The 22,947-nt window shown below is 69.8% G+C and carries 16 protein-coding genes; 6 read left to right on the top strand and 10 right to left on the bottom strand.

Annotated elements, in window-relative coordinates; translation table 11 throughout:
- Window positions 1-8: 8 nt before the first annotated feature.
- Genes AB7P10_RS16115 through AB7P10_RS16095 form a run of 5 tightly spaced genes read right to left on the bottom strand, consistent with a single transcriptional unit; the run spans window position 9 to window position 5,354 of the window.
- Window positions 9-1,343, bottom strand: a complete 1,335-nt coding sequence (locus tag AB7P10_RS16115; RefSeq protein ID WP_428294866.1) for an MFS transporter — start codon at window positions 1,341-1,343, stop codon at window positions 9-11.
- Entirely contained in the window at window positions 1,340-1,909 is a 570-nt protein-coding gene (locus tag AB7P10_RS16110) for a chalcone isomerase family protein (RefSeq protein ID WP_428294865.1), read from the bottom strand. Before AB7P10_RS16110 ends, AB7P10_RS16115 begins: the two co-directional genes overlap by 4 nt.
- Before the next feature lie 9 nt (window positions 1,910-1,918).
- On the bottom strand, window positions 1,919-3,148 hold the full coding sequence (locus AB7P10_RS16105) for a class I SAM-dependent methyltransferase (RefSeq protein ID WP_428294864.1): 1,230 nt from the start codon (window positions 3,146-3,148) through the stop codon (window positions 1,919-1,921).
- Entirely contained in the window at window positions 3,145-3,951 is an 807-nt protein-coding gene (locus AB7P10_RS16100; protein WP_428294863.1) for a DUF1365 domain-containing protein, read from the bottom strand. Before AB7P10_RS16100 ends, AB7P10_RS16105 begins: the two co-directional genes overlap by 4 nt.
- Complete coding sequence (locus tag AB7P10_RS16095; RefSeq protein WP_428294862.1) at window positions 3,948-5,354, bottom strand: NAD(P)/FAD-dependent oxidoreductase; 1,407 nt, start codon at window positions 5,352-5,354, stop codon at window positions 3,948-3,950. Before AB7P10_RS16095 ends, AB7P10_RS16100 begins: the two co-directional genes overlap by 4 nt.
- Window positions 5,355-5,908: 554 nt before the next feature.
- On the opposite strand from AB7P10_RS16095, the gene AB7P10_RS16090 reads away from it, so the two are divergent.
- Entirely contained in the window at window positions 5,909-6,751 is an 843-nt protein-coding gene (locus AB7P10_RS16090) for a ferritin-like domain-containing protein (RefSeq protein WP_428294879.1), read from the top strand.
- Between the two features lie 60 nt (window positions 6,752-6,811).
- Here the strand turns inward: AB7P10_RS16090 and glnE are convergent, their stop codons facing one another.
- Window positions 6,812-9,643, bottom strand: coding sequence for a bifunctional [glutamate--ammonia ligase]-adenylyl-L-tyrosine phosphorylase/[glutamate--ammonia-ligase] adenylyltransferase (gene glnE / locus AB7P10_RS16085; RefSeq protein ID WP_428294861.1), 2,832 nt, complete (start codon window positions 9,641-9,643; stop codon window positions 6,812-6,814).
- A gap of 14 nt (window positions 9,644-9,657) precedes the next feature.
- Between glnE and AB7P10_RS16080 the strand changes: the two genes are divergently transcribed.
- The 4 genes from AB7P10_RS16080 to AB7P10_RS16065 all read left to right on the top strand — a co-directional run bounded on the left by AB7P10_RS16080 (window position 9,658) and on the right by AB7P10_RS16065 (window position 17,578).
- Window positions 9,658-13,836, top strand: coding sequence for a YhdP family protein (locus tag AB7P10_RS16080; RefSeq protein ID WP_428294860.1), 4,179 nt, complete (start codon window positions 9,658-9,660; stop codon window positions 13,834-13,836).
- Window positions 13,837-13,947: 111 nt separating this feature from the next.
- The gene (locus tag AB7P10_RS16075; protein WP_428294859.1) at window positions 13,948-14,754 is read left to right on the top strand and encodes a carbon-nitrogen hydrolase family protein; all 807 of its coding nucleotides are present in this window, start codon (window positions 13,948-13,950) and stop codon (window positions 14,752-14,754) included.
- Entirely contained in the window at window positions 14,755-16,812 is a 2,058-nt protein-coding gene (locus AB7P10_RS16070) for a two-component system sensor histidine kinase NtrB (protein ID WP_428294858.1), read from the top strand.
- A 136-nt stretch (window positions 16,813-16,948) separates the two neighbouring features.
- Window positions 16,949-17,578: a response regulator transcription factor gene (locus AB7P10_RS16065; protein ID WP_428294857.1), complete on the top strand. Its 630-nt coding sequence runs from the start codon at window positions 16,949-16,951 to the stop codon at window positions 17,576-17,578.
- A gap of 12 nt (window positions 17,579-17,590) precedes the next feature.
- Here AB7P10_RS16065 and AB7P10_RS16060 read toward each other — a convergent pair whose 3' ends face one another.
- Window positions 17,591-17,746 carry a hypothetical protein gene (locus tag AB7P10_RS16060; protein ID WP_297650594.1) on the bottom strand — a complete coding sequence of 52 codons (156 nt, stop codon included), beginning with the start codon at window positions 17,744-17,746 and terminating at the stop codon, window positions 17,591-17,593.
- Here AB7P10_RS16060 and mltA point away from each other — a divergent pair.
- Complete coding sequence (gene mltA / locus AB7P10_RS16055; RefSeq protein WP_428294856.1) at window positions 17,679-18,941, top strand: murein transglycosylase A; 1,263 nt, start codon at window positions 17,679-17,681, stop codon at window positions 18,939-18,941. The genes AB7P10_RS16060 and mltA overlap by 68 nt on opposite strands.
- A 49-nt stretch (window positions 18,942-18,990) precedes the next feature.
- Here mltA and AB7P10_RS16050 read toward each other — a convergent pair whose 3' ends face one another.
- The 3 genes from AB7P10_RS16050 to AB7P10_RS16040 are packed head-to-tail and all read right to left on the bottom strand — an operon-like array spanning window position 18,991 to window position 22,941.
- The gene (locus AB7P10_RS16050) at window positions 18,991-19,761 is read right to left on the bottom strand and encodes a tyrosine-protein phosphatase (protein WP_428294855.1); all 771 of its coding nucleotides are present in this window, start codon (window positions 19,759-19,761) and stop codon (window positions 18,991-18,993) included.
- Window positions 19,758-20,531: a hypothetical protein gene (locus AB7P10_RS16045; protein WP_428294854.1), complete on the bottom strand. Its 774-nt coding sequence runs from the start codon at window positions 20,529-20,531 to the stop codon at window positions 19,758-19,760. The genes AB7P10_RS16050 and AB7P10_RS16045 overlap by 4 nt, the downstream gene beginning before the upstream one ends.
- Window position 20,532: 1 nt before the next feature.
- Window positions 20,533-22,941 carry a GumC family protein gene (locus tag AB7P10_RS16040; protein WP_428294853.1) on the bottom strand — a complete coding sequence of 803 codons (2,409 nt, stop codon included), beginning with the start codon at window positions 22,939-22,941 and terminating at the stop codon, window positions 20,533-20,535.
- Window positions 22,942-22,947 lie beyond the last annotated feature (6 nt).

Raw genomic sequence — 22,947 nt, 5'->3', positions numbered from 1 at the left:
GGAGTCTTTCAGTGGGTGGGGGCCAGCGGGGCAGCGCGCTGCGCCGGGCGGATGACCAGCGTCTGCAGCGCCGCGGCCGCGAGCAACTTGAGCACGCACGGCAGCAGGCAGTAGGCGACGGTGAGTGTCTGCAGCGCGGCCGGGTCGCGTGCGCCGGGCACGTAGCCGAACAGCGCAAGCAGCGGCAGCGCCAGCCCGGCGGCCAGCGCCAGGTTGAGCTTGGTGGCGAAGTTCCACCAGCCGAAGTACGCCCCCTCGCGCTGGCCGCGCGCGCCCAGTTGACCGATCAGCCCCGCGAGCATCGCGCCGGGCAGGCTCAGGTCCGTGCCCAGGGCGACGCCGGAGAGCGCGCACACCACGAGGAAGGGCCACACGTCGCCCGTGCCCAGCGTGGCGGCCCAGACGAACACCGCCACCGACAGGCCCATGCCCGCGAGCCAGGTGCGCGCCAGCCCGAGCCGGGGCACCAGCCGCACCCACAGCGGCATGGACAGCGCCGCACACAGGAAATACGTGGCGAGGAACGCGGGCTCGATCGCCGGGGGTGCCTGCAAGCGATCCTGAACGAAGAACAGCACCAGTGTGGCCGGCACGGCGCTGGCGGTGCCATTGAGCACGAACACCGCCAGCAGGCGCAGGAAGGCCGGCTGGCGCAGCGGCGACGAACGCACGCCAATCACCGCAGCCGGGCCGCCCTGCCCGGCGGGCCGCGCGCTGCGGCCCCAGGCCCACCACCCGATGAAGAGCAGCACGGCAAACGCCCAGGCCGTGGCGCCCAGGCCCAGCGTGCCGGGCAACACAGCGGCGATCAGCACGCCCAGCAGCGCCAGGCCCTCGCGCCAGGCCACCACGCGGCTGCGCTGCACCTCGGTGCCGCCCAGGCGTGCCCCCCAGGACTGGTGGGCCACCGAGACCACACTGAACGCGGTGTAGCTGACCGCCAGCAGCAGGCCCATCCAGACAAGCAGCGCGGCCACACCCGCCTCCTGCACCGCGGTCGGCGGAAACAGCAGACCCCACAGGCCCAGCGCGAGTACCGCGGCCGCGCTGCCGGTGGCGCTCAGCACGGCGTGCACCGAGCGCGCGAACAGGCGGTCGCACCAGCGGCCGATCCAGGGGTCGAGCACCGCGTCCACGAGACGTGCCGCCAGCAGCACGGCGCCAAGCAGCGCCAGTGGCGCGCCGAAGGCCCTGGCGTAGTGGTTGGGCAGGATCACGTACAGCGGCAGCGCCACAAAGGCCAGCGGCAGGCCGAGCAGGCCGTAGCGCAGGCCTTCACGCCATGCGCCGGGACCGATAAAGCGGGCGGCCGGTTCGGGCCGGTCGGCTGTGGCGGTGTTCATGGCGCTCGCGGCGAGCTGACCGGGGCTTGCAGCATGGCCTCGCGCAGGCGCGGCTGCGAGGTCTTCGGAGAGAGCCAGATGCCGAAGAACTGGCGCGAGAAGGCCTCGTCGGCCACCTCGCCCAGCAGCCGGCCATTGAGGTAGAAGCGCGCGCCGCTGCCCGGCACGTGCACGCCGGTGATGCGGTCGCCGCGCTGTACGTCCGGGAACAGCGCGCCCATGGCCTCGAGCCAGCGCCGCGCCTGCCCGGGCTCGATGGGCGCCAGGTCATTCATTTCGTCGATGGAGCGCTCGGCGATGTCGGCGCCCTTGAGCTCGCGCAGGTAGCTCAGCTCCAGGCCGAAGCGCTGCGCCTCGTAGCGCTGCGCGTCAAAGCCCGGCTCCACGAACAGGCGGGCGTCGTAGACATCGAAACCCCAGTAGCGCAGGCGCGCCGTGCTCAGAGGTTTCTGGCCCTGCAATGCCAAAGCCAGCGTGGGCTCGGGTGTGCTCGCTCGCACTGCCGTTGCCGGCAACATCGCGGCGGCACAGGCCAGCAACAGGGACAACAGCGGAGCGCGATGCATAGGGTGACCTCAGGCGGGCTTGCGCAGCGTGTACTGCACCACGTCCACGTTGCCCTGTTCGAAGGCCGCCTCGCAGTAGGCGAGATAGAACTCCCAGATGCGCAGGAAGCGCTGGTCGAAGCCGAGCTGCACCACGCGTTCCTTTTGCTGCAGGAAGTGCTCGCGCCAGATCGCCAGCGTGCGCGCGTAGTCGCGGCCGAAGGCAAATTCGTCCACCATCTCCAGCCCGGCCTGCGCGGCCTGCGCCCGAAACTCGCGCGGACAGGGCAGGCAGCCGCCCGGGAAGATGTACTGCTGGATGAAATCCGTGCCCTGGATGTAGCGCTCGAAATGGTCGTCGTCGATGACGATGCTCTGGATGCAGGCGCGGCCGCCCGGCTTGAGCAGGCGCGAGACGGTCTGGAAGTAGGTGGGCCAGTACTCGCGGCCCACCGCCTCGACCATCTCGATCGAGCAAATGGCGTCGAACGGCGCGTCCTGGATGTCGCGGTAGTCCTGCAGGCGCAGGTCGGCACGGTCCTGGCGATCGATGCGGCGCATGCGTTGCTGCGCGAAATCCAGCTGCTCGGTCGACAGCGTCACGCCGACCACGCTGGCGTCGAACTCGGTGGTCACCTTCTCCGCCAGCGCACCCCAGCCGCAGCCGATTTCCAGCACGCGGTCACCTGGGCGCACGCCGGCCATTTCCAGCGCGCGGCGCACCTTGGCGTGCTGGGCAGACACCATGGGCTGTTCGGGGTGCTCGAACCAGGCCGACGAGTAGTTCATGGTTTCGTCAAGCCACAAGCCGTAGAACGCGTTGCCCAGGTCGTAATGCGCGTGGATGTTCTTGCGGCTGTTGGCGCGGGAGTTGCGGTTGAGCAGGTGCCGCACGCGGTAGGCCAGGCGCCCCAGCCACGAGCCATAGACCATGTCCTCCACCTCGCGGCGGTTGGCCACCAGCAGCGAGAGCAGCGCTGGCAGGTTGGGCGTGCTCCAGTCGCCGGCGATGTAGCTTTCGGCAAATCCGATGTCGCCCGATTTCAGCGTCGCCCCGCACACGTTCCAGTTGTGCAGCTTCATGCTCGCGTGCGGGCCGTCGACGCAGCCCAGGCGCTGCACCGAACCATCGGGCAGTTGCAGCGTGAGGCTGCCGTGCACCAGGCGTTGCAGCAGCTGCAACGTGGTGCGAGCGGCTGCAGGTGCGTTGCGTGGCAGCTGAAAGCCGGCGGGGCCGTGGGGAGCTGTGGTGCTGTTCATGGCGAGCTGGTCGGGGAGGGTGTGACAGGGGCGGATACGAATTCGGCGGGCGCGGGCGGCTGGCGGAAGAAGGGTGCCTGCTTGAGCCACAGGCGCAGGGCTTGCCAGTGGATGCGTGCGATCACACCCAGGGTCATGGCCGGGTAGGTCCACAGCGCGCGGCGCAGCGTGCGGGCATTCAGGGGCAGAAGCTCACCACTGACGCTGGTGTTGAGCAGCGCCTGTTCTGACTGCGCGTCGTCGAAGTAGTCGATGCGCGCGACCGTGCGCGGGCTGGGGCCGTCGGTGCGCATGAAGACGAAGCGGTAGCGGCCGCGCACCGGGCAGAACGGCGAGACGTGAAACACCTTGTCTGCTTCGCAGGGCTGGCCATAGCGCGGCGCGTCCAGCAGGTAGCAGTGGCGTTCGCCGAAGGTGTTGTTGACTTCGGCGAGCACCGCGCGCAGCGAGCCGTCTGCGCGGTGGCAGTACCAGAAGCTCACCGGCTTGAAGGCGTAGCCGAACACACGCGGGTAAGTGTGCAGCCAGACCTCGCCCAGCGCATCGTGAATGCCGTTCTGGTGCAGCACAGTCTCAAGCCATTCCAGGCTGTCGGCGCGTCCGTCGCCGTGGTCCGCGTCGTGAAAGCTCAGCGCGGCGCGCCGGTTGCGCGCCAGCGCGTCCTGCCCGTGCGCGCGAAGGCTGCGCATGGGCAGCATGAGGAAGTAGGTGGGGTAGGCAAAGGCGTTGCGTTGCGGGCGGTGGCGCGTGTGGCGCACCTGACCGAAGCCGAGCAACGCGGTCGACGTCGCGGCGACCGTCATGCAAACACCCCGGGCAAGGCTGCGCGCAGGGTCTCGCCCCTGCCAGTCTGCGGCGTCAGGCCCAGCGCGTCGATCAGCGCGCGCCCTGCTTGCAGGCCTGACTTGAGTCCGTCCTCGTGAAAGCCGTAGCCCGCCCATGCCCCGGCGAACCAGGTGTGGCGCTGCCCTTGCAGGGTGGGCAGGCGACCCTGCGCGTGGATCGCGGCCAGGTCGAACACCGGGTGCTCGTAGGCGTATTCACCGACCACCTGCGTGGGCACGATCTCGCGCTGGGGATTGAGCGACACCAGCACCGGTTGCTGCACGGGCAGAGGCTGCAGGCGGTTGATCAGGTAATGCAGGCAGACGCTGGTCGACTCCGCGTCGGCAGTGGCTGCCCGCTCGTAGTTCCAGGCCGCCCAGGCACGTGGGTTCTCCGGCAGGACCGAGGCGTCGGTGTGCAGCACGGCGCGGTTGGGCTGGTAGCGGATGGCGCCCAGCACCTCGTGTTCATTGGCCGACGCCTCGGCGCCGAGCAGGCGCAGCGCCTGATTGCTGTGGCAGGCGAGCACGATGGCGTCGAAGCGCTCGACACGGTCCTGTGTGACCACGCGCACGCCCTGTTCGTCACGCAACACCTGGAGGACCGGCGTCGCCAGTCGTGCGTCGGCCACGCGCTCGACGATTTTCTGCACGTACTGGCGCGCCCCACCGGGCACCGTGAACCACTGTGGACGGTTCGCGACCTGGATCAGCCCATGGTTGTGACAGAAGCGCACCATGGTGGCCACAGGGAAGGCCAGCATCTGGTCGGTCGGGCAACTCCAGATGCAGCCCATCATGGGCAGGAAGTACCAGTCGCGGAATGCGTCCGAGAAGCGGTGCGCGCGCAGGAAGTCACCCAGCGGCTGCAGCAGCGGGCTGTCGGGTCGCAGGTCTTCGCCCCGTTCGGCCAGGCGGGTGGCGATGCGGTTGAAGCGCACGATGTCGGCCAGCATGCGCAGGAAGCGCGGGTTCGCCAGGTTGCGGCGCTGCGCGAACACGCTCGCGAGGTCGCTGCCGCTCCATTCGAGGTCACCCCCGCCTGGGCCGGCGCCGGGGACCTGCACGGAAAACGACATGTCCGACTTCGCGATCGGCACGTCGAGCGCGCCCAACAGCGCCAGCAGATTGGGGTAGGTGCGCTCATTGAGCACCAGGAAACCCGTGTCCACGCCAAAGGTCGTGGGCAGGCCCTGTGCGTCGGGCAGGGTCAGGTCGACCGTGTGGGTATGGCCACCGAAGTACTGGCCGGCTTCGTACAGGGTGACGCTGGCCAGGCCCTGCAGGGTGTGGGCTGCGGCCAGCCCGGCAATGCCGGAGCCGACGATGGCCACCCGTGCGGGTCGCGCGGATGTTCGCAGGGCTTGGGTGGGGAGGTCCATGTACATGCGCGGACCTCAGGGCCGGCGGGCCGCGCACCCTGGGGTGCGGCGACCGGATCGGCCAATACAAAAGACTGCGAAGCGCCCCCAGACGAACAAGGGAGGGAGGGAGGAGGAGGAGAAGCGCCTCGGGATTGCAGCCGGGTCACACGAACCCGAAAGGCTTCGCAGTGCAAAACGGAAACCGTTGGTCGGCACACGTGCCCACCTGCAGGCTACGAGGCCGGGCGTCGGCGAAAAGTTCCGCCGCGTGGTCCTCAAACCGTGGTGGGTGGGGTGTGTAGGCGTGTGCATGGGGGATGTCAAATTACTACTTGGTCTTATTGTGACTGATCAGTCGCAAAACAGTCGATATAAACTTTGCAATGACCATGCGATATAGAAGGTTTTTGGGCGTGTCGGGCGCGCGCCGGGACGGTTCCATGGCGACTTTCGCCCTTGCCATGTGTTACGCAGGCGCCTCCGCGGCGGATTCAATCCCGCTTTGTGCATCGGGCGTTGCCCCATGGCCGACACCCCCGCCGCATAGAATGTCCGCGTTACGAAAGACCACCATGCTGTATCCCGAACTCTTCAAACAACTCGAATCCGTGCGCTGGGACATGGACAAGGACATCCCCTGGGACACGTTTGACGCGTCAGCCCTGACGGAAGAGCAGGCACAAACCATCAAGATGAACGCGATCACCGAGTGGGCCGCATTGCCTGCGACCGAGATGTTCCTGCGCGACAACCGGGACGACTCCGACTTTTCCGCTTTCATGTCGATCTGGTTCTTCGAAGAGCAGAAACACTCCCTGGTGCTGATGGAATACCTGCGCCGCTTCCGTCCCGAACTGGTGCCCACCGAGGCGGAACTGCACGACATCCGCTTCGAGTTCGACCCGGCACCGCCGCTGGAGACGCTGATGCTGCATTTCTGCGGCGAGATCCGGCTGAACCACTGGTACCGGCGCGCCAGCGAGTGGCACACCGAGCCGGTGATCAAGAAGATTTACAGCACGCTCAGTCAGGACGAAGCCCGCCACGGCGGCGCCTACCTGCGCTACATGAAGCGTGCCATCGGCAAGTTCGGCGACGAGGCGCGCTCGGCTTTTGCCAAGGTCGGCGTGCTCATGGCCAGCGCACGGCGCACCGCACAGGCCCTGCACCCGACCAACCTGCACGTGAACAAGGACCTGTTCCCCAAGGACACGATCCAGAGCCGCCTGCCCAACCCCGAGTGGCTCGAGCACTGGCTGGACAAGCAGATCAACTTCGATGCGGTGTGGGAAACGCGGGTGGTTGAACGCATCCTGCACAACATGAGCCTGCTCATGGAGCAGAGCTTCAAGAGCGTGCAGGAACTCAACCGGTTCCGCAAGTCGCTCGCGGTGGTCGCGCCTTCGGCGGCCTGAGGCGCCAGGCCACAACCAGGCCCAGCAACAGCCCGCCGTAGGTGGAGGTGGCGCCTCCGCTCAAGCGGCCGAGGCCGTCGCGTGACCCAGCACGTGTTGCCATAGCGCGAGCACCGCCGCAGACGAGTCGGCGACGAGGGCAGCGTCGACCTGCGTGGGCGTCTCGTCCAGCCGCGCGCGGTGCTGGATCTGCCGCAGTTCGCGGTAGGCGTGCGCCGCCGCCTCGCCTATGCCGGGCGCGAGCAGGCCGGCGGCCTCGGCGCGGCGCAGCAGGTTGATGTTGCCGGTGTTGGCGCGCAATTCGGGGTGCGTGCGCGAATGCAGCAACACCAGGTACTGCACGGCAAACTCCACGTCCACCATGCCCCCCGGGCTGTGCTTGACGTCGAATGCCGTGCCACGCACCGGGTGCGCAGCCCGCACCTTGCCTCGCATCGACACGATCTCGGCAGCCAGGGATGCGCCATCTCGCTCGGCCGTGATGACGGCCTCGCGCACGGCGTCAAAACGGCCCGCCAGTGAAACGCCGCCCAGCACGAATCGCGCGCGCGTCATGGCCTGGTGCTCCCAGGTCCATGCCGTGTTGCTGCCGCGTTGCTGCTGGTAGTTGGTGTACGCGGTGAAGCTGGTGACCAGCAGGCCCGAGTTGCCGTTGGGCCGCAGCGCGGTGTCGATCTCGAACAGGTCGCCCTCGCCGGTCTTGACGGTGAGCCAGTTGATCATCTTGCGCACGAAGGCGGCGTAAACTTCCGGGGCGTTCTCGTGTTCGTCCTCGTAGACGAAGACGATGTCCAGATCGCTGCCATAGCCCAGCTCCTTGCCGCCCAGCTTGCCGTAGCCAATGATGGCGAAGCAGGGTTCGTCGCGGTGGCGGTTTTTCAGCCGCGCCCAGCACCAGCGCGCCGTGGTGCGCAGCACCGAGTCGGCCAGCGCCGAGAGATCGTCGGCCACCTGCTCGACCGTGAGCACCTTCTCCACGTCGCGCGCCAGTGTGCGGAACACCTCGGCATGGTGCGCGCGGCGCAGCAGGTTGAGCAGTTCCTCCTCGTCGTCCTCGCCGGTGGACTGCAGCGCGGCGCGGCGCGCTTCGAGTTCGGCCTCGAACTGCGCGGCGTCGAAGCGGTCCGTGAGCAGTTGCTGGCTGGCCAGTTCATCGATCACGCCAGGGTGCTGCAGCAGGTAGCGGGCGGGCCACTTCGCCGCCCCCAGCAGGCGCAGCAGGCGCTCGTGCACAGAGGGGCGTTCCTGCAGCAGGGCCAGATAACTCTCCCGGCGCAGCAGCTTTTCAAGCCAGTCGGCCATGCGCAGGGCCGCTTGCTCGTTCACCCGGCCGGTATCGAGCCAGGCGCCGGTGCGCTGCACCAGCCGAACGAGGCGCAAGCGCGTGTCCTCGCGCAGGGCCAGCACGCGTGGGTCCTCGCACCACTGCGCGACCTTGGCCGCGAAGGCCGCGGGCAGTTGTTCCAGCGCGCCCTGCAGGTCGTCGACTGCGCTGCGCCCGCCGGATCCTGGGCCTTTGCCGCTGCAGCCCTTCTTGCCGTTGCATGCGCCGTTGGTGGGGCCGCCCAGCAGGGTGTCGAACTCCTGGGCCACCAGTTCCCGGTGCATGTCCAGCGTGTGCAGGAAGGCGCACACATCGGGCATGCCCAGCGTGGCGGCGAGCCAGGCCAGGTCGTCGTCCTGCGTGGGCATGACATGGGTCTGCTGGTCGTCCAGGTACTGGATGCGGTGCTCCACCCGGCGCAGGAATTCATAGGCCTGCGCGAGTGAAGTGGCGGTGTTCTGGGGCATCAGCCCCGCCCTGCACAGGCGCTGCAGCGCATCCAGCGTGGGCCGCGTGCGCAACTCCGGAAACTGACCACCGCGCACCACCTGCAGCAGCTGCACGGTGAATTCGATCTCGCGAATGCCGCCGCGCGAGAGCTTCACATCGTTCGAGCGGCCCGGGTTGCCCGCGGCGCGCTTGGACGCGTGATCGCGAATCTGCCGGTGCAGCGTGCGCAGCGCTTCAAACACGCCGTAGTCGAGGTAGCGCCGGAACACGAAAGGCAGCACCGTGCCGCGCAGCGCGCTGGCGCTGCGGTCCTTCACGCAGGCGGTGGGGGCGATGACACGGCTCTTGAGCCAGGCAAAACGTTCCCACTCCCGGCCCTGCACGAGGAAATACTCTTCCAGCGCGCCCACGGAGACCGCGCTCGGACCAGAGTTGCCGTTCGGCCGCAGAGCGAGGTCGACGCGGAACACGTTGCCATGCTCGGTGGTCTCGCCCACCGTGCCATAGATGTGCTTGACCGCCTTGCCAAAGTACTCGTGGTTGCTGATGCGGTTGCGCCCCTGTGCATTGCCCGCCGTTTCACCGTCCTGGTCGTAGACGTAGATCAGGTCGATGTCGCTCGACACGTTGAGCTCGCGCGCGCCCAGCTTGCCCATGCCGATGACCCAGAGCTGCGCGCGCTGCAACTGCCCCTTGCTGTTCACGCGCTGTGGCGCACCATGCAGTTCGTCCAGGTCGGCGAAGGCCAGTGCGCAGGCCGCATCCAGCGCCAGCTCGGCCAGCTCGGTCACGGCGCGTGTCACCACCGCCAGTGGAGCGCCCTGTTCGCAATCCAGCACCACCAGTCGCTCGAGCACCAGCTGTCGCAGCACGCGCAGCGCGGCGGGCATGGCCAGGCCGCGCTCGCGCAGCCGCTCCAGGCCCGTCTGCATGCTGGCCAGCACGGGTTCGCCGGGGGGCAGGCATGCCAGTTCGGCCTGATAGCGGCGGCGCACGCGCTGAACGAAACGCGAATGATCGGCCTGACGGTCGGCCTCACCCAGTGGCGGGCAAGGGTTCACATTTGATGACAAGACGGAATGTTCCGCCGCGGAACCTGTGAAGTGGGTGGCCGTCATAATTTGCAGTGGACATGAATCAAAGCCCGGCTCCCATCGCCCCCGCCTGGCGAACCCTCAAGCCACTCGCGGTGGCAGCCCGGCTTTGCTTGTGGCTCGTGTTCCTGGCCTGGGGCCTGTTCGTGCTGAGCTGGGCCGTGCTCAATGCGTGGATTGTGCCCCGAATCGGCGAATGGCGCCCCGAGCTGGAACAGTGGGCGAGCAAGGCAGTCGGAACACCCGTTCGGGTGGGCGAACTCCGCGCCGACAAGACCGTCGGCGGCCAGCGCATGCTGCCGGACTTCATGCCGACGATCGAGCTGCGCGACGTGCAGCTCTTCGACGCGCGGGGCCAGGTGGCCCTGCACCTGCCGCTGGTGCGCACCGCCGTCTCGGTGCGTTCGCTCTGGCAGGGCAGCTTCGAGCAGGTGGTGATCGAGCGCCCGGTGCTGGACGTGCGGCGCACCGCCCAGGGGCGCATCGAGGTGGCGGGCATCGATCTGAGCGGGCCAGGCGGGGCGCATGACACCGGCGCGGACTGGTTTTTCTCCGTGGGCGAGTTCGCCATCCAGCGCGGCACGGTGCGCTGGACCGACGACCTGCGGGCTCAGCCTGCGCTGGCGCTGGGCGATCTGGACTTCGTGGCGCGCAACACCGCGTTGACGCACCAGTTCCGGCTCGACGCCACGCCGCCGCCCGAGTGGGGCGAGCGCCTGAGCCTGGTCGGGCGCCTGCGCGAACCGCTGATCGATCTGGGGCGCCGCGCGCCCGGCGAACTGCCCTGGCAGCGCTGGGGTGGCGAGCTCCACGCCAGTTTCTCGCACGTGGACGTGGCGCGCCTGCGCGCCTACGTCGACCTCTCGCCCTGGGGCGTGGATGTGCGCGCGGGCCAGGGCGCCCTGCGCGCGTGGGCCGACGTCGTCAACGGCGAGCTGACCGGTGTCACCGCCGACCTGGCGCTGCGGGACGTGGATACGCAGCTGGGCCCGCAACTGCCGGCACTGGTGGTGGACGAATTGCAGGGGCGTCTGGTGGCGCAGTGGTCGGACGAAGGCTTCAGCCTGTCCACCGACGACCTGCGCTTTCGCACCCGCGACGGGGTCGCCTGGCCAGGGGGGCAGCTGGGCCTGCAGCACACCACAGGTCGCGGCAGTCGGCGAGCCAGCACGTCCCTGAGCGCGCAGCGTCTGGAGCTGGGCGCGCTGGCCGCGCTGGCCCGTCACCTGCCGTTGCCCGATGAGCTGCACCATCGGCTGGCGCAGTTGCAGCCCGAGGGGCGCGTGGAGGGCCTCTCGGCGCTCTGGCAGAGCGGCCTGGACGTGTACCAAGCGCGGGGCCGCGTCACTGGTCTGGCGCTGGCCGGCGAGCACAGCGGCCGCATGTCGGAGTCGGGCCGCTTTCCCCTGCCGGGGCGGCCCGGCATCCGCGGCGCCGAAGTCGAATTCGACCTCAACCGCGACGGCGGCCGTGCGCGCATCAGCGTTATCGACGGTTCGATCGAACTGCCCGATGTATTCGAGGAGCCGAGCGTGCCCTTGCAAAGCCTGCAGGCCAACGCCTCCTGGCGCATACAGGGCGAACGCATCGAGGCGCAGCTGGACGATGTGCGCCTGGCCAATGCCGACGCCGAGGGCACGGCGCAGGTGCGCTGGCACACCAGCGACGTGGCGCCGGGTTCCACGGCATCGCGCTTTCCCGGGGTGCTCGACCTCACCGCCACCCTCACCCGCGCAGACGCCACGCGGGTGCACCGTTATCTGCCCCTGACCGTCAACGCCGAGGCGAGGCGTTATGTGCGCGAGGCGGTGCGCGGCGGTCATTCCCGCCAGGTCAGCTTCCGCGTGCAGGGGTTGGTCGACCACGTGCCGTTCGACAAGCCTGGCGAGCAGGGCGAGTTCCGCATTGCCGCGCCGCTGCAGCAGCTGGATTTCGACTATCTGCCTGCCTTTCTGCAGGATCCGGGCGCCGCCAACTGGCCGGGGCTGCGAGGCGTGAATGGCGAACTCGTGCTCGACCGCAGCTCGCTCAAGCTCAGCCGGCTGGAAGGCGGCGTGGCCCACGCGCCCGGCGTGCGCCTGGACCAGGGCGCGGTGGATGTGGAGCACGTCGGGCGCGAAGCCCTCTTGGTGGTGGGCGCGCGCGCCCGGGGTCCGGCCAGCGAGGTGCTGGGTTTCGTGCAGCGCTCGCCGCTCAACACCATGACCGGCGAGGCGCTGGCGCGCGCGCGCATCGGCGGCAACGCCGAACTCGCGTTCGGGCTGCAGGTGCCTCTGGACGATGCCCGCTCGACCCAAGTCAACGGCAGTGTGAAGTTCCCGGGCAACGACCTGCAGATCAGCCCCGACACGCCCCTGCTCGGTCGCGCCAGCGGCACGCTGGCGTTCAGCGAGAGCGGCTTTTCGGTGCGCGCCGCGCAGGCTCGGGTGTACGGCGGCGAGCTGCGTTTCGAAGGGGGACTCAGGCCGGACGCGCAGGGCGCGGCGCGGCTGCAGTTCCGTGGCCAGGGTGTCGCCAGCGCCGAGGCTCTGCGCGACGCCGGGTTGGGCTTTGCCTCCCGCCTGTTCCACAACGCCAGTGGCAGCGCGGCCTATACCGCCCACCTGGGCTTTCGCGGCGGCCAGCCCGAGCTGCAGATCGCCAGCAGCCTGCAAGGCATGGCGTTGAGCCTGCCCGAGCCGCTGAACAAGCCGGCCGAGGCCAGCCTGCCGCTGCGCTTCGAGAACACGGTGCTCAGCGTGGACGGCGACCGCGCGCGCACCGACCGGCTCGCCTTCCAGCTCGGCTCCGCGCTCGCACCCGTGATGTCCCTGCTGTACGAGCGCGATCTCTCCGGTGCCGGGCCGCGCGTGCTGCGCGGTGCCATCGCCGTGGGACTGGAAGGCGCCGAACCCGCGCCGCTGCCTGCTGAGGGCGTCGTGGCCAACGTGCGGCTTGGCCAGGTGGATGTCGATGCCTGGAAACGGGTTTTCCTCAGCGCCACCGGCGAGGACGTGCGCACCAGCGCCACCGCGCGCGCCGTGCCGCTGCCCCGCGTCGGCCCGGCCACCGGCGATCCCGATGCCAGCCTGGCCTACCTGCCGACCTCGGTGGCGCTGCGCGCGGACCGGCTCGGCATCGGCGGGCGCAGCTTCCACCGCGTGGTGCTGGGCGGATCGCGCGAGGGTGCGCGGTGGCGCGCCAACGTCGATGCCGACGAACTCAACGGCTATGTGGAGGTGCGGCAGGAAGGGGCTGGCAGCGTGTACGCGCGGCTGGCGCGCCTGCGGCTGGAACCCTCGGCGGCGTCGGAGGTCGAGCAGCTGTTGCAGCAGCCGACCAGCGTGCCCGCGCTGGACATCGCAGTGGACGATTTCATGTTGGCCGGTCGCCAGCTCGGGCGGGTCGAGGTGGAGGCGATCAACCGGGCCGGGCCACTGCGTGGTAGCGAGTGGCGTCTGAACCGGCTGCGTGTGGGCGTTCCCGAGGCGCGCCTGAGCGCCACCGGCAACTGGGCCCCGCTGGGCGCGCAGACCGGTGGCGGCTCGGCCCCGCAGCGCCGCACCGCGCTGAACTTCCGCCTCGACATCGACGACTCGGGGCAATTGCTCACGCGCTTTGGGCGCGAGGGCCTGGTGCGCGGCGGCAAGGGCCGGCTGGAAGGCAACATCGGCTGGGTCGGCTCACCCCTGGCGATCGACTACGCCACGCTCTCCGGCCAGCTCCGCGCCGACTTCGAGCGCGGCCAGTTCCTCAAGGCCGATCCCGGTGCCGCGCGCCTGCTCGGCGTGCTCAGCCTGCAGGCCCTGCCGCGCCGCCTCGTGCTCGATTTCCGCGACGTCTTCTCGGAGGGTTTCGCGTTCGACTTCGTGCGCGGCGACGCCCGCCTGGAGCAAGGCGTGCTGTCCACCAACAACCTGCAGATGAAAGGTGTGAACGCGGCGGTGCTCATGGAGGGCAGCGCCGACATCGCGCGCGAGCGGCAGGATCTGCAGGTGGTGGTGGTGCCTGAAATCGGCACTGGCACGGCGTCGCTGATCGCCACCGCCATCAACCCCGCCGTCGGCCTGGGCAGTTTTCTCGCGCAGTTCCTGCTGCGCCAGCCACTGCAGTCGGCGGCCACGCAGCAGTTCCGCGTGACCGGCAGCTGGGCCGACCCGCAGGTGGAGAAGATCGAGCGCCCGAGACCACCGGCCGCGGCCGCCGCGCGCGACCCGGCAAGCGGCGCGCTGCAGTAAGCTGTTGGCTGCTCGAAGCCGCTCTGACAGACGCGCTCCGCCATCCCGATCGAAAGGACCCTGTCGCATGAACAAGCCCCTCTTTCCCCCATCGCGTCTTCGGGCGTCCAGATGAGAGTCGCCGCCATCCAGATGGTCTCGGGCATCAGCCTGGACGCCAACCTCAGCGAAGCCCTGCGGCTGCTGCGCCTGGCCGCCGGTGCCGGCGCCGAACTGGCCGTGCTGCCCGAGTATTTCTGCTTCATGGGTGCGCGCGACGAGGACAAGCTGGTGCTGGCCGAGACCCCCGGGCTGGGCAAGGTGCAGGATTTCCTGTCCGACGTCGCGCGCGATCTCAAGCTGTGGGTGGTGGGCGGCACCCTGCCCATGGCCACCGACGATCCCAGCCATGCGGCCAACGCCTCGATGGTCTACAACCCGCGTGGCGAGAGTGTGAGCCGCTACGACAAGATCCACCTCTTCCGCTACGACAACGGCCGCGAGCATTACGACGAAGCCGCCGTGCTCGTGGCGGGCGAGACGCCCACCGTGTTCGAGTGCCGCGACCGTGGTGGCGAGGAATGGCGCGTGGGCCAGAGCGTGTGCTACGACCTGCGCTTTGGCGAGCTCTACCGCATGCTCGCGGCCGACATCCTGCTCGTGCCCGCTGCCTTCACGCACACCACCGGCCAGGCGCACTGGGAGGTGCTGCTGCGCGCGCGCGCGATCGAGAACCAGGCCTTCGTCATTGCCAGCGCGCAGGGCGGCAAGCACGAGAACGGACGCCGCACCTGGGGCCACAGCATGGTCATCGACCCCTGGGGCGAGGTGATGGCCCTGCAGGCCACGGGTCCGGGCGTGGTGCTGGCCGATCTCGACATGGAGCGCCTGCGCAGCGTGCGCGAGCAACTGCCCTCGTTGCAGCACCGCCGACTCTGAATGCGCCCGCAACCGCGCAGCCCCTGGCGCCAGCGCCTGCGCTCGCGCCGCTGGCGCCTGTGGGCGGCGCTGATCCTGCTGGTGGTGTCGCTGCTGGCGGTGCTGGTCTTTCTCGCGGCGGAGTACGAGGAGGCGCGCGACCAGACGGCGCTGGAGCAGGACGCGGCCACCGTCTCCAACGACATCCGCAGCAACCTGTTGCGCAACGTGCAGACGCTGCAGACGCTCTACAGCGTCACGCCGACCGTGGACAGCTGGAGCACTCCCGCGGCCGACCTGCTGGCCCAGCACCGCGAGCTGGTGCGGCTCGAATGGCGCGACACCGGCCGGCGCCTGCTCGCCCACCGCGACAGCCTGTACATCCCCGACCTGTTCAGCTACCTGGACCGCGCGCAGGCGCTGCCCGAGGTGAACCTGGCCTGCGACAACGCGGTGCGCCAGTCGGGGCCGGCCTACTCCAGCAGCTATTTCTGGCCCCTGCGCAACGGCAAGGGCATCGAGATGATGGAGATGTGCCTGCCGGTGACGCGCGCGGGGACGCCGGCAGGTTTCCTGGTGGCCACCTATTCCCTGCCGGGCATGCTCGCCGAGCTGACCAACAAGGACCTTCTCCGAGGCCGCGGCCTGGCGTTCAACGAGGCCGACGGCACCCGCCTGGCTCTGCACAGCTCCGTGACCGGATCGCGCCGCACCCTCACAGCCCGCGCCGTGCTCGACCTGCCCGGCCACACCCTGCTGCTGCAGTTGCAGAGCCCGCGGCTGGTGCGGGGCCTGTTCCCCAACGTGCTCACCGCCGTGGTGGGCGCGCTCTCGCTGGCGCTGCTCTCGGTGCTGCTGCTGCTCGGGCGCGACATCCGCCGCCGTCAGCGCGCCGAACTCGACGTGGCCGAGGCGCTGGCCTTTCGCAAGGCGATGGAGGACTCTTTGGTGACGGGCCTGCGCGCGCGGGACATGCAGGGCCGCATCACCTACGTGAACCCGGCCTTCTGCGAAATGGTGGGCCTGAGCGCCGAGCAGCTCGTGGGCAGCGGCCTGCCCGCGCCCTGGTGGCCCCCCGAGCTGGTGGACGAATACCAGCAGCGGCAGATGGTGCGCCTGGCCGGGCAGATCCTGCCGCGCGAGGGGTACGAGTCGGTGTTCCAGCGCCCCGATGGAACGCGGTTTCCCGTGCTCATCATCGAGGCGCCGCTGATCGACGCGCAGGGGCAGCAGACCGGCTTCATGAGCGCGATCCTGGACCTGACCGAGCAGCGCCGTGTCGAGGAGCTCAACCGCGCCTCGCTGGAGCGCCTGCAGGCCACGGCGCGCCTGGCCACGGTGGGCGAGATGGCTTCGCTGCTGAGCCACGAGCTCAACCAGCCACTGGCCGCGATCGCCAGCTATGCCAGTGGCACCCTCAATCTGCTGGAACCACCCCAGGGTGCCGAGGCGGCGGTTGCGCCGGTGCAGGCCGAACTGGCGCAGGCCATGCGGCGCATCGGCGAACAGGCCGACCGCGCGGGGCGCGTCATCAAGAGCGTGGCCGACTTCGTGCGGCGGCGCGAGCAGGCGCGCGAGGTGGTCACGCCCCAGAGCCTGATCGACGCCATCCAGCCGCTGCTGGGCCTGCAGGTCAAGAAGCAGGGCATCCGGCTGCAGATTCACATCGCACCCGATTGCCCGGCCGTGCTGTGCGACCGCACCATGGTCGAGCAGGTGCTGCTCAACCTGGCGCGCAATGGCGTGCAGGCCATGCCGCCGGGCGAACCGACCACCCACTCGGGCTTGCGCCTGCTGCGGCTGGAAGTGGGCCCGCTGCGCCTTCATTCGGGGCAGGGGCCGGGGGGGCAGGCGCAGAAGACCTGGGTGTCCTTCTCCGTCACCGACCACGGCACGGGACTGAGTCCGGATGTCGCGGACAAGCTGTTCACGCCGTTTTTCACCACCCGGGCTGAAGGCATGGGCCTGGGCCTGAGCCTGTGCCGCACCGTGATCGAGCAGCACGGCGGCGCACTCACGCACGAACCGGCACAGCCGCGCGGCACGGTGTTCCGGTTCACGCTGCCCGGCGCGGCATGACCAACCCTCGCTACCGTCTCTCCGGCGCGCAGCGCCTCATCCAGGGCACCCGAGGATCCGGCTGCGCCGGTCCCAGGGGGTGCCCCCCTGGGGGGGACGCGCGCAGCGCGGCGGGGGGGCACCTTATCATCCGCGCATGACGCAGCACCCGGACGCCAAGATCTACCTGGTCGACGACGACGCGGGCGTGCGCGAGGCGCTCGCCTGGCTGTTGCGCACGCGGCGCCTGCTGAGCGAGGGCTACGACAGCGCCGAGGCTTTTGAAGGCGGCGCGGCGGTCTGGGCCGAGATGCCCTCGGCGCCGTGCTGCGTGCTGCTGGACGTGCGCATGCCCGGCATGAGCGGGCTGTCGCTGTTCGAGCGCCTGCTCGCCCTGCCCTGGCAGGCCGCGGTGCCGGTGATCTTTCTCTCCGGCCATGCCGATGTGCCCACGGCGGTGGACGCCGTCAAGCGCGGCGCCTTCGACTTCTGCGAGAAGCCGTTTTCGGACAACGCGCTGGTCGACCGCGTCGAACAGGCGCTGAACCGCTCCGCGCAGGTGCTTGCGCAGCAGCGCGCGCAGCGCGAACTGCAGCAACGGCTGGACAGCCTGACCGATCGCGAGCGCGACGTCATGGACCTCGTGATCGCCGGCCTGCCCAACAAGCTGGTGGCCGATCAGCTGCACATCAGCGTGCGCACGGTGGAAGTGCACCGCTCGCGCGTGTTCGACAAGATGGGCGTGAAGTCGGCCGTCGAACTGGCCAATGTGCTGCGCCCGCAATGACGGGCGAGCGCCTCAATCGCGCTTCGGGGGCGCGGACCCGTCGCGCTCTTTCTCGCGCTGCACCTCGTCCGGCAACTCGCCCTTCTTGCGACCGGAAAACATGGTCCACCACACGATGAACACCAGCAACACCAGCGCACCGAGCGCTTCGAGCAACAACAGGGTCATGGAACGAACAGCGGCTTTCGCGGTGGATGGACGGGGATGGGGCCGGGCGGCGTGGCGCTGCCTGGCGGGTGCCCTGATTGTAGGAAGCCTGGTGTCCTGCGCCTCCGTGCGCGTTTCACCGCCCCCGGCGCCGGTACCCGAAGCGCCACCGCCTGTTGTGACCGCCCCCGACGACTCGGTGCTGCCCGCGCCGCTGCAGCGTGGCAAGAGCCGCTGGACACCCGTGCGCTGGAGCGAGCTGCCCGGCTGGGGCCAGGACGGCCTGCACGAGGCGTGGAACGCCTGGGTGCGCGGCTGCGAAAAACCGGTGCCCGGCCACGCCGCGCTGTGCGCCGAGGTGCGCCGGCTCTCCATCGGCACGCCGAACGAGCAGCGGACCTGGGTGGAGCGCCGCTTCCTGCCCTACCGCGTGAGCGAGACCGACGGCAGCCTGCCCGCCGGCCTGCTCACGGGCTACTACGAGCCGATCATGGCCGCCAGCCGCGTGCCCACGGCGACCTACCGCGTGCCGCTGTACGCGCCGCCGGCGGGCCTGCGCCCGGGGCAGGCCTGGTACACCCGCCAGGAGATCGACACCCTGCCCGCGGCCCAGGCGGCGCTGCAGGGCCGCGCCGTGGCCTGGCTGGCCGACCCGATCGACGCGCTGATCCTGCAGATTCAGGGCTCGGGCCGGCTCAATATCGTGGAGGCCGATGGCGTTGCGCGGCAGGTGCGCGTGGCGTATGCGGCGCACAACGGCCAGCCCTACCAGAGCGTGGGGCGCTGGTTGCTCGACCAGCGTGCGATCACCGAGGCCTCATGGGCCGCGATCAAGGCCTGGGCGGCGCAGAACCCGCAGCGCCTCAATGAAATGTTGTGGAGCAATCCGCGCACCGTGTTCTTTCGCGAGGAGGCGCTGTCCGAACTCGACGCGCGCTTCGGCCCGCGCGGCGCCCAGGGTGTGCCGCTCACGCCGGGGCGCTCGATCGCGGTCGACCCGCAAAGCATCCCGTATGGCACGCCGGTCTGGCTGGCCACGCAGGGCGCCACGCTGAACGCGCAGCGGCTGGTGATGGCGCAGGACACCGGTGGCGCCATCGTGGGCGCGGTGCGCGCCGACCTGTTCACCGGCTGGGGCGGCTGGGCGGACGAGGCCTACATCACCGCCGCGGCGCTCAAGCAGCCGCTGCAGATGTGGGTGTTGTGGCCGAGGTGAGCGGCGTGCGGCAGACCGCGCGTCCGTGAGGCGCGCGCCCCGCCGGGAATCACGGGCCCGGCACCGACGGTGAGCTTGCTTGCCGCAGCGCCGGTCCGGCATCCTGTGGGGGCCGGTTCTGCAGCACCGCCGCCGGCCGATCCACCACCAGACGCCGGGCCTCCCCGTCGCCCACCAGGCGACGCACCACCTTCAGCCCATCGCTCAGCCGTGGCAGGCGCCGGCCGGTGGAATGCGCGTCGGTGGCGAGCAGATGGGTATGCCCCTCTCCGATGAAGCGCTCGCCCCAGTACCGGGCGCGCCTGCCGAAGACGCCCGTCAGCGCCCCCGCGGTCACCTGCATCCAGGCACCTTGCGCGATCAGCCGCTGGAACACCGGGTAGTGGCTCTCCACCCAGCTCAACCGCTCCGGGTGCGTGATGATGGGCGTGTAGCCTGCGTGGATCAGGTGGAGCACCGACGCTTCCAGCCGTGGCGGCGGTGTGGTGTGCGAGGGCTCCAGCAGAAAGTAGCGCGAGCCGTGCAAGGTCGGCACCCGCCCGCTCCCGAGGCCTTCGGCCAGGCCAGGCACCAGGTGCACGTCCGCCCCCACCACCAGCCGCAGGGCAATGCCATGCGCGTCCAGTTCGGCCTGCAGGCGGGCGCGGGCCCGCGCGATGCCCGGGCCGTCGTTTATGTACATGCCGGGGTAGATGTGCGGTGTGCAAGCCAGCGTGTGGATGCCATCGGCCACGGCGATGCGCGCCATCTGCAGCGACTCGTCCAGCGTTTTGGCCCCGTCGTCGATGCCCGGCAGGATGTGGCAATGCAGGTCGATCACGGCGGCACCGCCTCCCGTGCGGGCGTGCCCGGCGCCGGCCCGGGCGCGCCGGGTCGGCCGTCCGGTGACGCGACCTGCGGCGTCGGCACCACACGCTGCACCGTCAGGGACGCCTGCTGGCCCGCGGTGCTGGCCAGCAGCAACGCGCCCGCCATCAGCACGGCGCCCATGGCGGCCAGCGCCAGCCGGGCGCGGGGCGGCCAGTGGCCCGTGCGCTCGCCACCCCGCGGCCATGGCGCCCCCGAGGGCACTGGCCGACGGCGCAACGGCGCGCCCGCGGTGGCCGCCGGGGTGGGCAGCGCGGCGGTGTGCCCCGAGCCTTGCGCCGGCGACGAAAGCCAGTCGTTGGCCATGTTGATCCGCGTGGCCGCGTCCGCGGGCCAGTCGCCGCCTTCGACGCCAAAGTCCGGATGGGTCAGACGGATCATCAACCGGTAATGCTCGCGCCGTTGTGCGGGTTCGAAGCCTGGCTTGAGGCCCAGCAGCGTCAGCGGGTCCGCGCCTGGGCGCAGCATCACCGTGCGCACGAAGAAGCGTGCAGCGCGGCGCAGCTCCGCCGCGCTGGCGGGCGAAACCGGCAGGCCCTTCACGGCACGCCCGCTGGCCAGCTGCATGACGCTGCCCACCTGCTCGAACAGCGGGCGGGGCTCGCGCAGCACGACCCGGTAGCGCCCTGGTGAGCGCTCGAAGTCCCGCAGCGCGGCCAGCAGGCTGCCCCGGTCGGGGGCTTGGGGCCGGCAGGTGGGCGCAACGCGGCGGGCTGCGTTCATGTTACGACGCGTATGGGTCGAGCGTGGGCTCGATGCGTGCGCTCACCGGCAGCTGGACGGGGTGGTGCGATGGGGTCCCCGGCATCGGGCTCGCCGAACGCGGCGCGCGCCCGTCGCCGTAGCCATGGCCGTAGTAGGTCGCGTACGCGTAGTCGCCGGCGTGCTCGTTGCGTGCGTGCGTGAGCACGATGCCCATCGGCGCCAGGCCGGCGTTGCGCAGGCGGCGCAGTGCGTCCTTGACGCTGTCCTTGCGCGTGGAGCCGGCCTTGACGGCCAGCACGATGTTCTGGATCTGGTTGCCCAGCACGATCGCATCCGCGATCCCCAGCAGGGGTGGACCGTCGATCACGATCTGGTGGTAGCCCAGGGCGCGCACCTTGTCCAGCAGCATACCCAGCCGCGGACCCATCAGCAGTTCCACCGGGTCGGGAGGCACCGGGCCGGCCGTGATCACGGCCAGATTGCTCACCGCAGTGTGGCGGATCAGTCCTTCGTTGAAAGCGTCCGAACCCAGCAGGCTGGAGAGGCCCCGCTCATTGGGCAGGTTGAGCATCTTGTGCAAGCCACCCTTTCGCATGTCAGCGTCGATCAGCAGGACCTTTTGACCCAGCTGGGCGAAATTGATCGCCAGCGCGAGCGCCGTGGTGCTCTTGCCTTCGCTCTTGCCGCAGCTCGTCACCATGAAGCGCTCGGGCGCGCCGTCGGCCGCGCTGAACTGCAGCGCGGTGCGCATCGAGCGGTAGGACTCGGCGAAGGTGCTGCGCGGCTCATGGTGGGCCAGCAGGGCCACGGACTCCTTGTGGCCCCGGTCTGGCCGGGTGAACGGGATCAGGCCCAGCAGGGGCAAGCGGTACCGGCTTTCGATTTCGCTGGCGCTCTTCACCGAATCGTCCAGCTGCTCGCGCAGCAAGGCCGCCAGCATGCCCAGGAACAGACCCAGCACCACGCCCAGCCCGAGGTTGAGCTTGATGTTGGGGCTGGCCGGAAACAGCGGCGCCGAAGCCTCGTCGACGATGCTCACGTTGTTGGCGGTGATGCCGGCCATGACGTTCACTTCCTTGAGGCGCTGCAGCAGGCTGTCGTACACCTGCCGGTTGGTATCCAGTTCGCGGGTGAGCAGGTTCATGTCCACGCTGCGGTCCTGCACGCTGAGCACCTCGTTGCGGCTGCCCGCCACCTTGTTCCTGAGCAGGTCTTCCGCCTTCCTGGTCGCGAGGTACTGGCCCCGGATGCTGGCCAGGATGTTGTTCACCTCGGTCTTGATGCGCGCGTCCAGCTCGGCGATCTGGGCGCGTGCGGCCACCATGGCGGGGTAGTCGGGCTTGAAGACGGAGCGATTCTTGGCGTATTCGGCTTCGAGGCGGGCGCGCTGCTCCTTGTAGGCGCGGATGGCCTCGTTGACCACGGCCTGGGGTGCGCTCTCGGGGTCGAGCCTCACCTGGTTGTACAGCGTCTCCGCCCGGATGCGGTCCTGCTCGGCCTTGGTCAGCGCGGCGGAGAAGTCCACGAAGGTCTGCGTGGCCGCGCTGCCCCGGTCGCCCAGGTTCAGGATCTCGTTCTTCTTGGCGTATCTGTTGATGACACGCTCGCTCTCTTCCAGCTTGGCCTTGGTCTCGCGGATCTGCTCTTCCAGGTACTGGCGCGCGTAGATCGACGAGTGCAGCTTGCGCTCGATGTTGGTGGCAATGAAGGCCTTGGCCATGGAGTTGGCAATGCCGGCGGCGAGTTCCGGGTCGGCGTTGAGCACCTCGATCTGCACCAGGCGCGAGTTGCGGATGGGCTCGACACTGAGTGCCTGCTGGAATTGCGCCACCGTGGCCGCGCGGCTGGGCGTGCCGGGTTGGGCGGGCGGGAACACCCGCGCGCGCAGCCCGTCCCATGCTGCGCTGACATAGGCGATGGCCGTGTCCACCGGTTCGATGCCGCTCGTCCACGCGGGAGGGCGATCCTCGGTCTGCGCGGACGCGGTGGCGGGCGGGGCCGGCTGGTGCAAGCCCATCTCATCGATCACCCGTTCGGCCAGGCTTCGGCTCCTGATCAGCTCGATCTGCGTGCGCAACTGGAGTTGATCGGCCAGGGGGCCTTCGTCCACCTCGACCTCGGCGTTGAAGCCCACCACCTTCTGTGCCGCGCGGTCGATCTGCAGCAGCGCCGCGCTGCGGTACTGCGGTGTGAGTTGCAGGGTGTACACGGCGGCCGCGAGCGTGCACAGGGCGGCGGTGCCCAGGATGGTGCCCTTGTGCCGCGCGACGGCGCTCCAGAGCGCCTTGATGTCGATGCGGTCCTCCGCCAGCGCTCCCCGTTCGCCGGTGACCAGCACCGGCTCGGACAGGGCGGCCTCGCCGCGCAAGGCCAATGGGCCCCGTTGGCCGGGCAGGGCTGGAAAGGGATGTCGGTCCGTGGAAGCCATGGTGGG

Origin of the sequence: Hydrogenophaga sp. (genome assembly GCF_050182545.1) — a bacterium.
Classification (GTDB): domain Bacteria; phylum Pseudomonadota; class Gammaproteobacteria; order Burkholderiales; family Burkholderiaceae_C; genus Hydrogenophaga.
This window is presented reverse-complemented; position numbering and strand designations above follow the sequence as displayed.

Bases quoted from the DNA above. Each gene is read 5' to 3' on its own strand.
- AB7P10_RS16115 (WP_428294866.1), bottom strand. From the start codon at position 1,343: ATGAACACCGCCACAGCCGACCGGCCCGAACCGGCCGCCCGCTTTATC.
- AB7P10_RS16110 (WP_428294865.1), bottom strand. From the start codon at position 1,909: ATGCATCGCGCTCCGCTGTTGTCCCTGTTGCTGGCCTGTGCCGCCGCG.
- AB7P10_RS16105 (WP_428294864.1), bottom strand. From the start codon at position 3,148: ATGAACAGCACCACAGCTCCCCACGGCCCCGCCGGCTTTCAGCTGCCA.
- AB7P10_RS16100 (WP_428294863.1), bottom strand. From the start codon at position 3,951: ATGACGGTCGCCGCGACGTCGACCGCGTTGCTCGGCTTCGGTCAGGTG.
- AB7P10_RS16095 (WP_428294862.1), bottom strand. From the start codon at position 5,354: ATGGACCTCCCCACCCAAGCCCTGCGAACATCCGCGCGACCCGCACGG.
- AB7P10_RS16090 (WP_428294879.1), top strand. From the start codon at position 5,909: ATGCTGTATCCCGAACTCTTCAAACAACTCGAATCCGTGCGCTGGGAC.
- glnE (WP_428294861.1), bottom strand. From the start codon at position 9,643: ATGACGGCCACCCACTTCACAGGTTCCGCGGCGGAACATTCCGTCTTG.
- AB7P10_RS16080 (WP_428294860.1), top strand. From the start codon at position 9,658: ATGAATCAAAGCCCGGCTCCCATCGCCCCCGCCTGGCGAACCCTCAAG.
- AB7P10_RS16075 (WP_428294859.1), top strand. From the start codon at position 13,948: ATGAGAGTCGCCGCCATCCAGATGGTCTCGGGCATCAGCCTGGACGCC.
- AB7P10_RS16070 (WP_428294858.1), top strand. From the start codon at position 14,755: ATGCGCCCGCAACCGCGCAGCCCCTGGCGCCAGCGCCTGCGCTCGCGC.
- AB7P10_RS16065 (WP_428294857.1), top strand. From the start codon at position 16,949: ATGACGCAGCACCCGGACGCCAAGATCTACCTGGTCGACGACGACGCG.
- mltA (WP_428294856.1), top strand. From the start codon at position 17,679: ATGGTCCACCACACGATGAACACCAGCAACACCAGCGCACCGAGCGCT.
- AB7P10_RS16060 (WP_297650594.1), bottom strand. From the start codon at position 17,746: ATGACCCTGTTGTTGCTCGAAGCGCTCGGTGCGCTGGTGTTGCTGGTG.
- AB7P10_RS16045 (WP_428294854.1), bottom strand. From the start codon at position 20,531: ATGAACGCAGCCCGCCGCGTTGCGCCCACCTGCCGGCCCCAAGCCCCC.
- AB7P10_RS16040 (WP_428294853.1), bottom strand. From the start codon at position 22,941: ATGGCTTCCACGGACCGACATCCCTTTCCAGCCCTGCCCGGCCAACGG.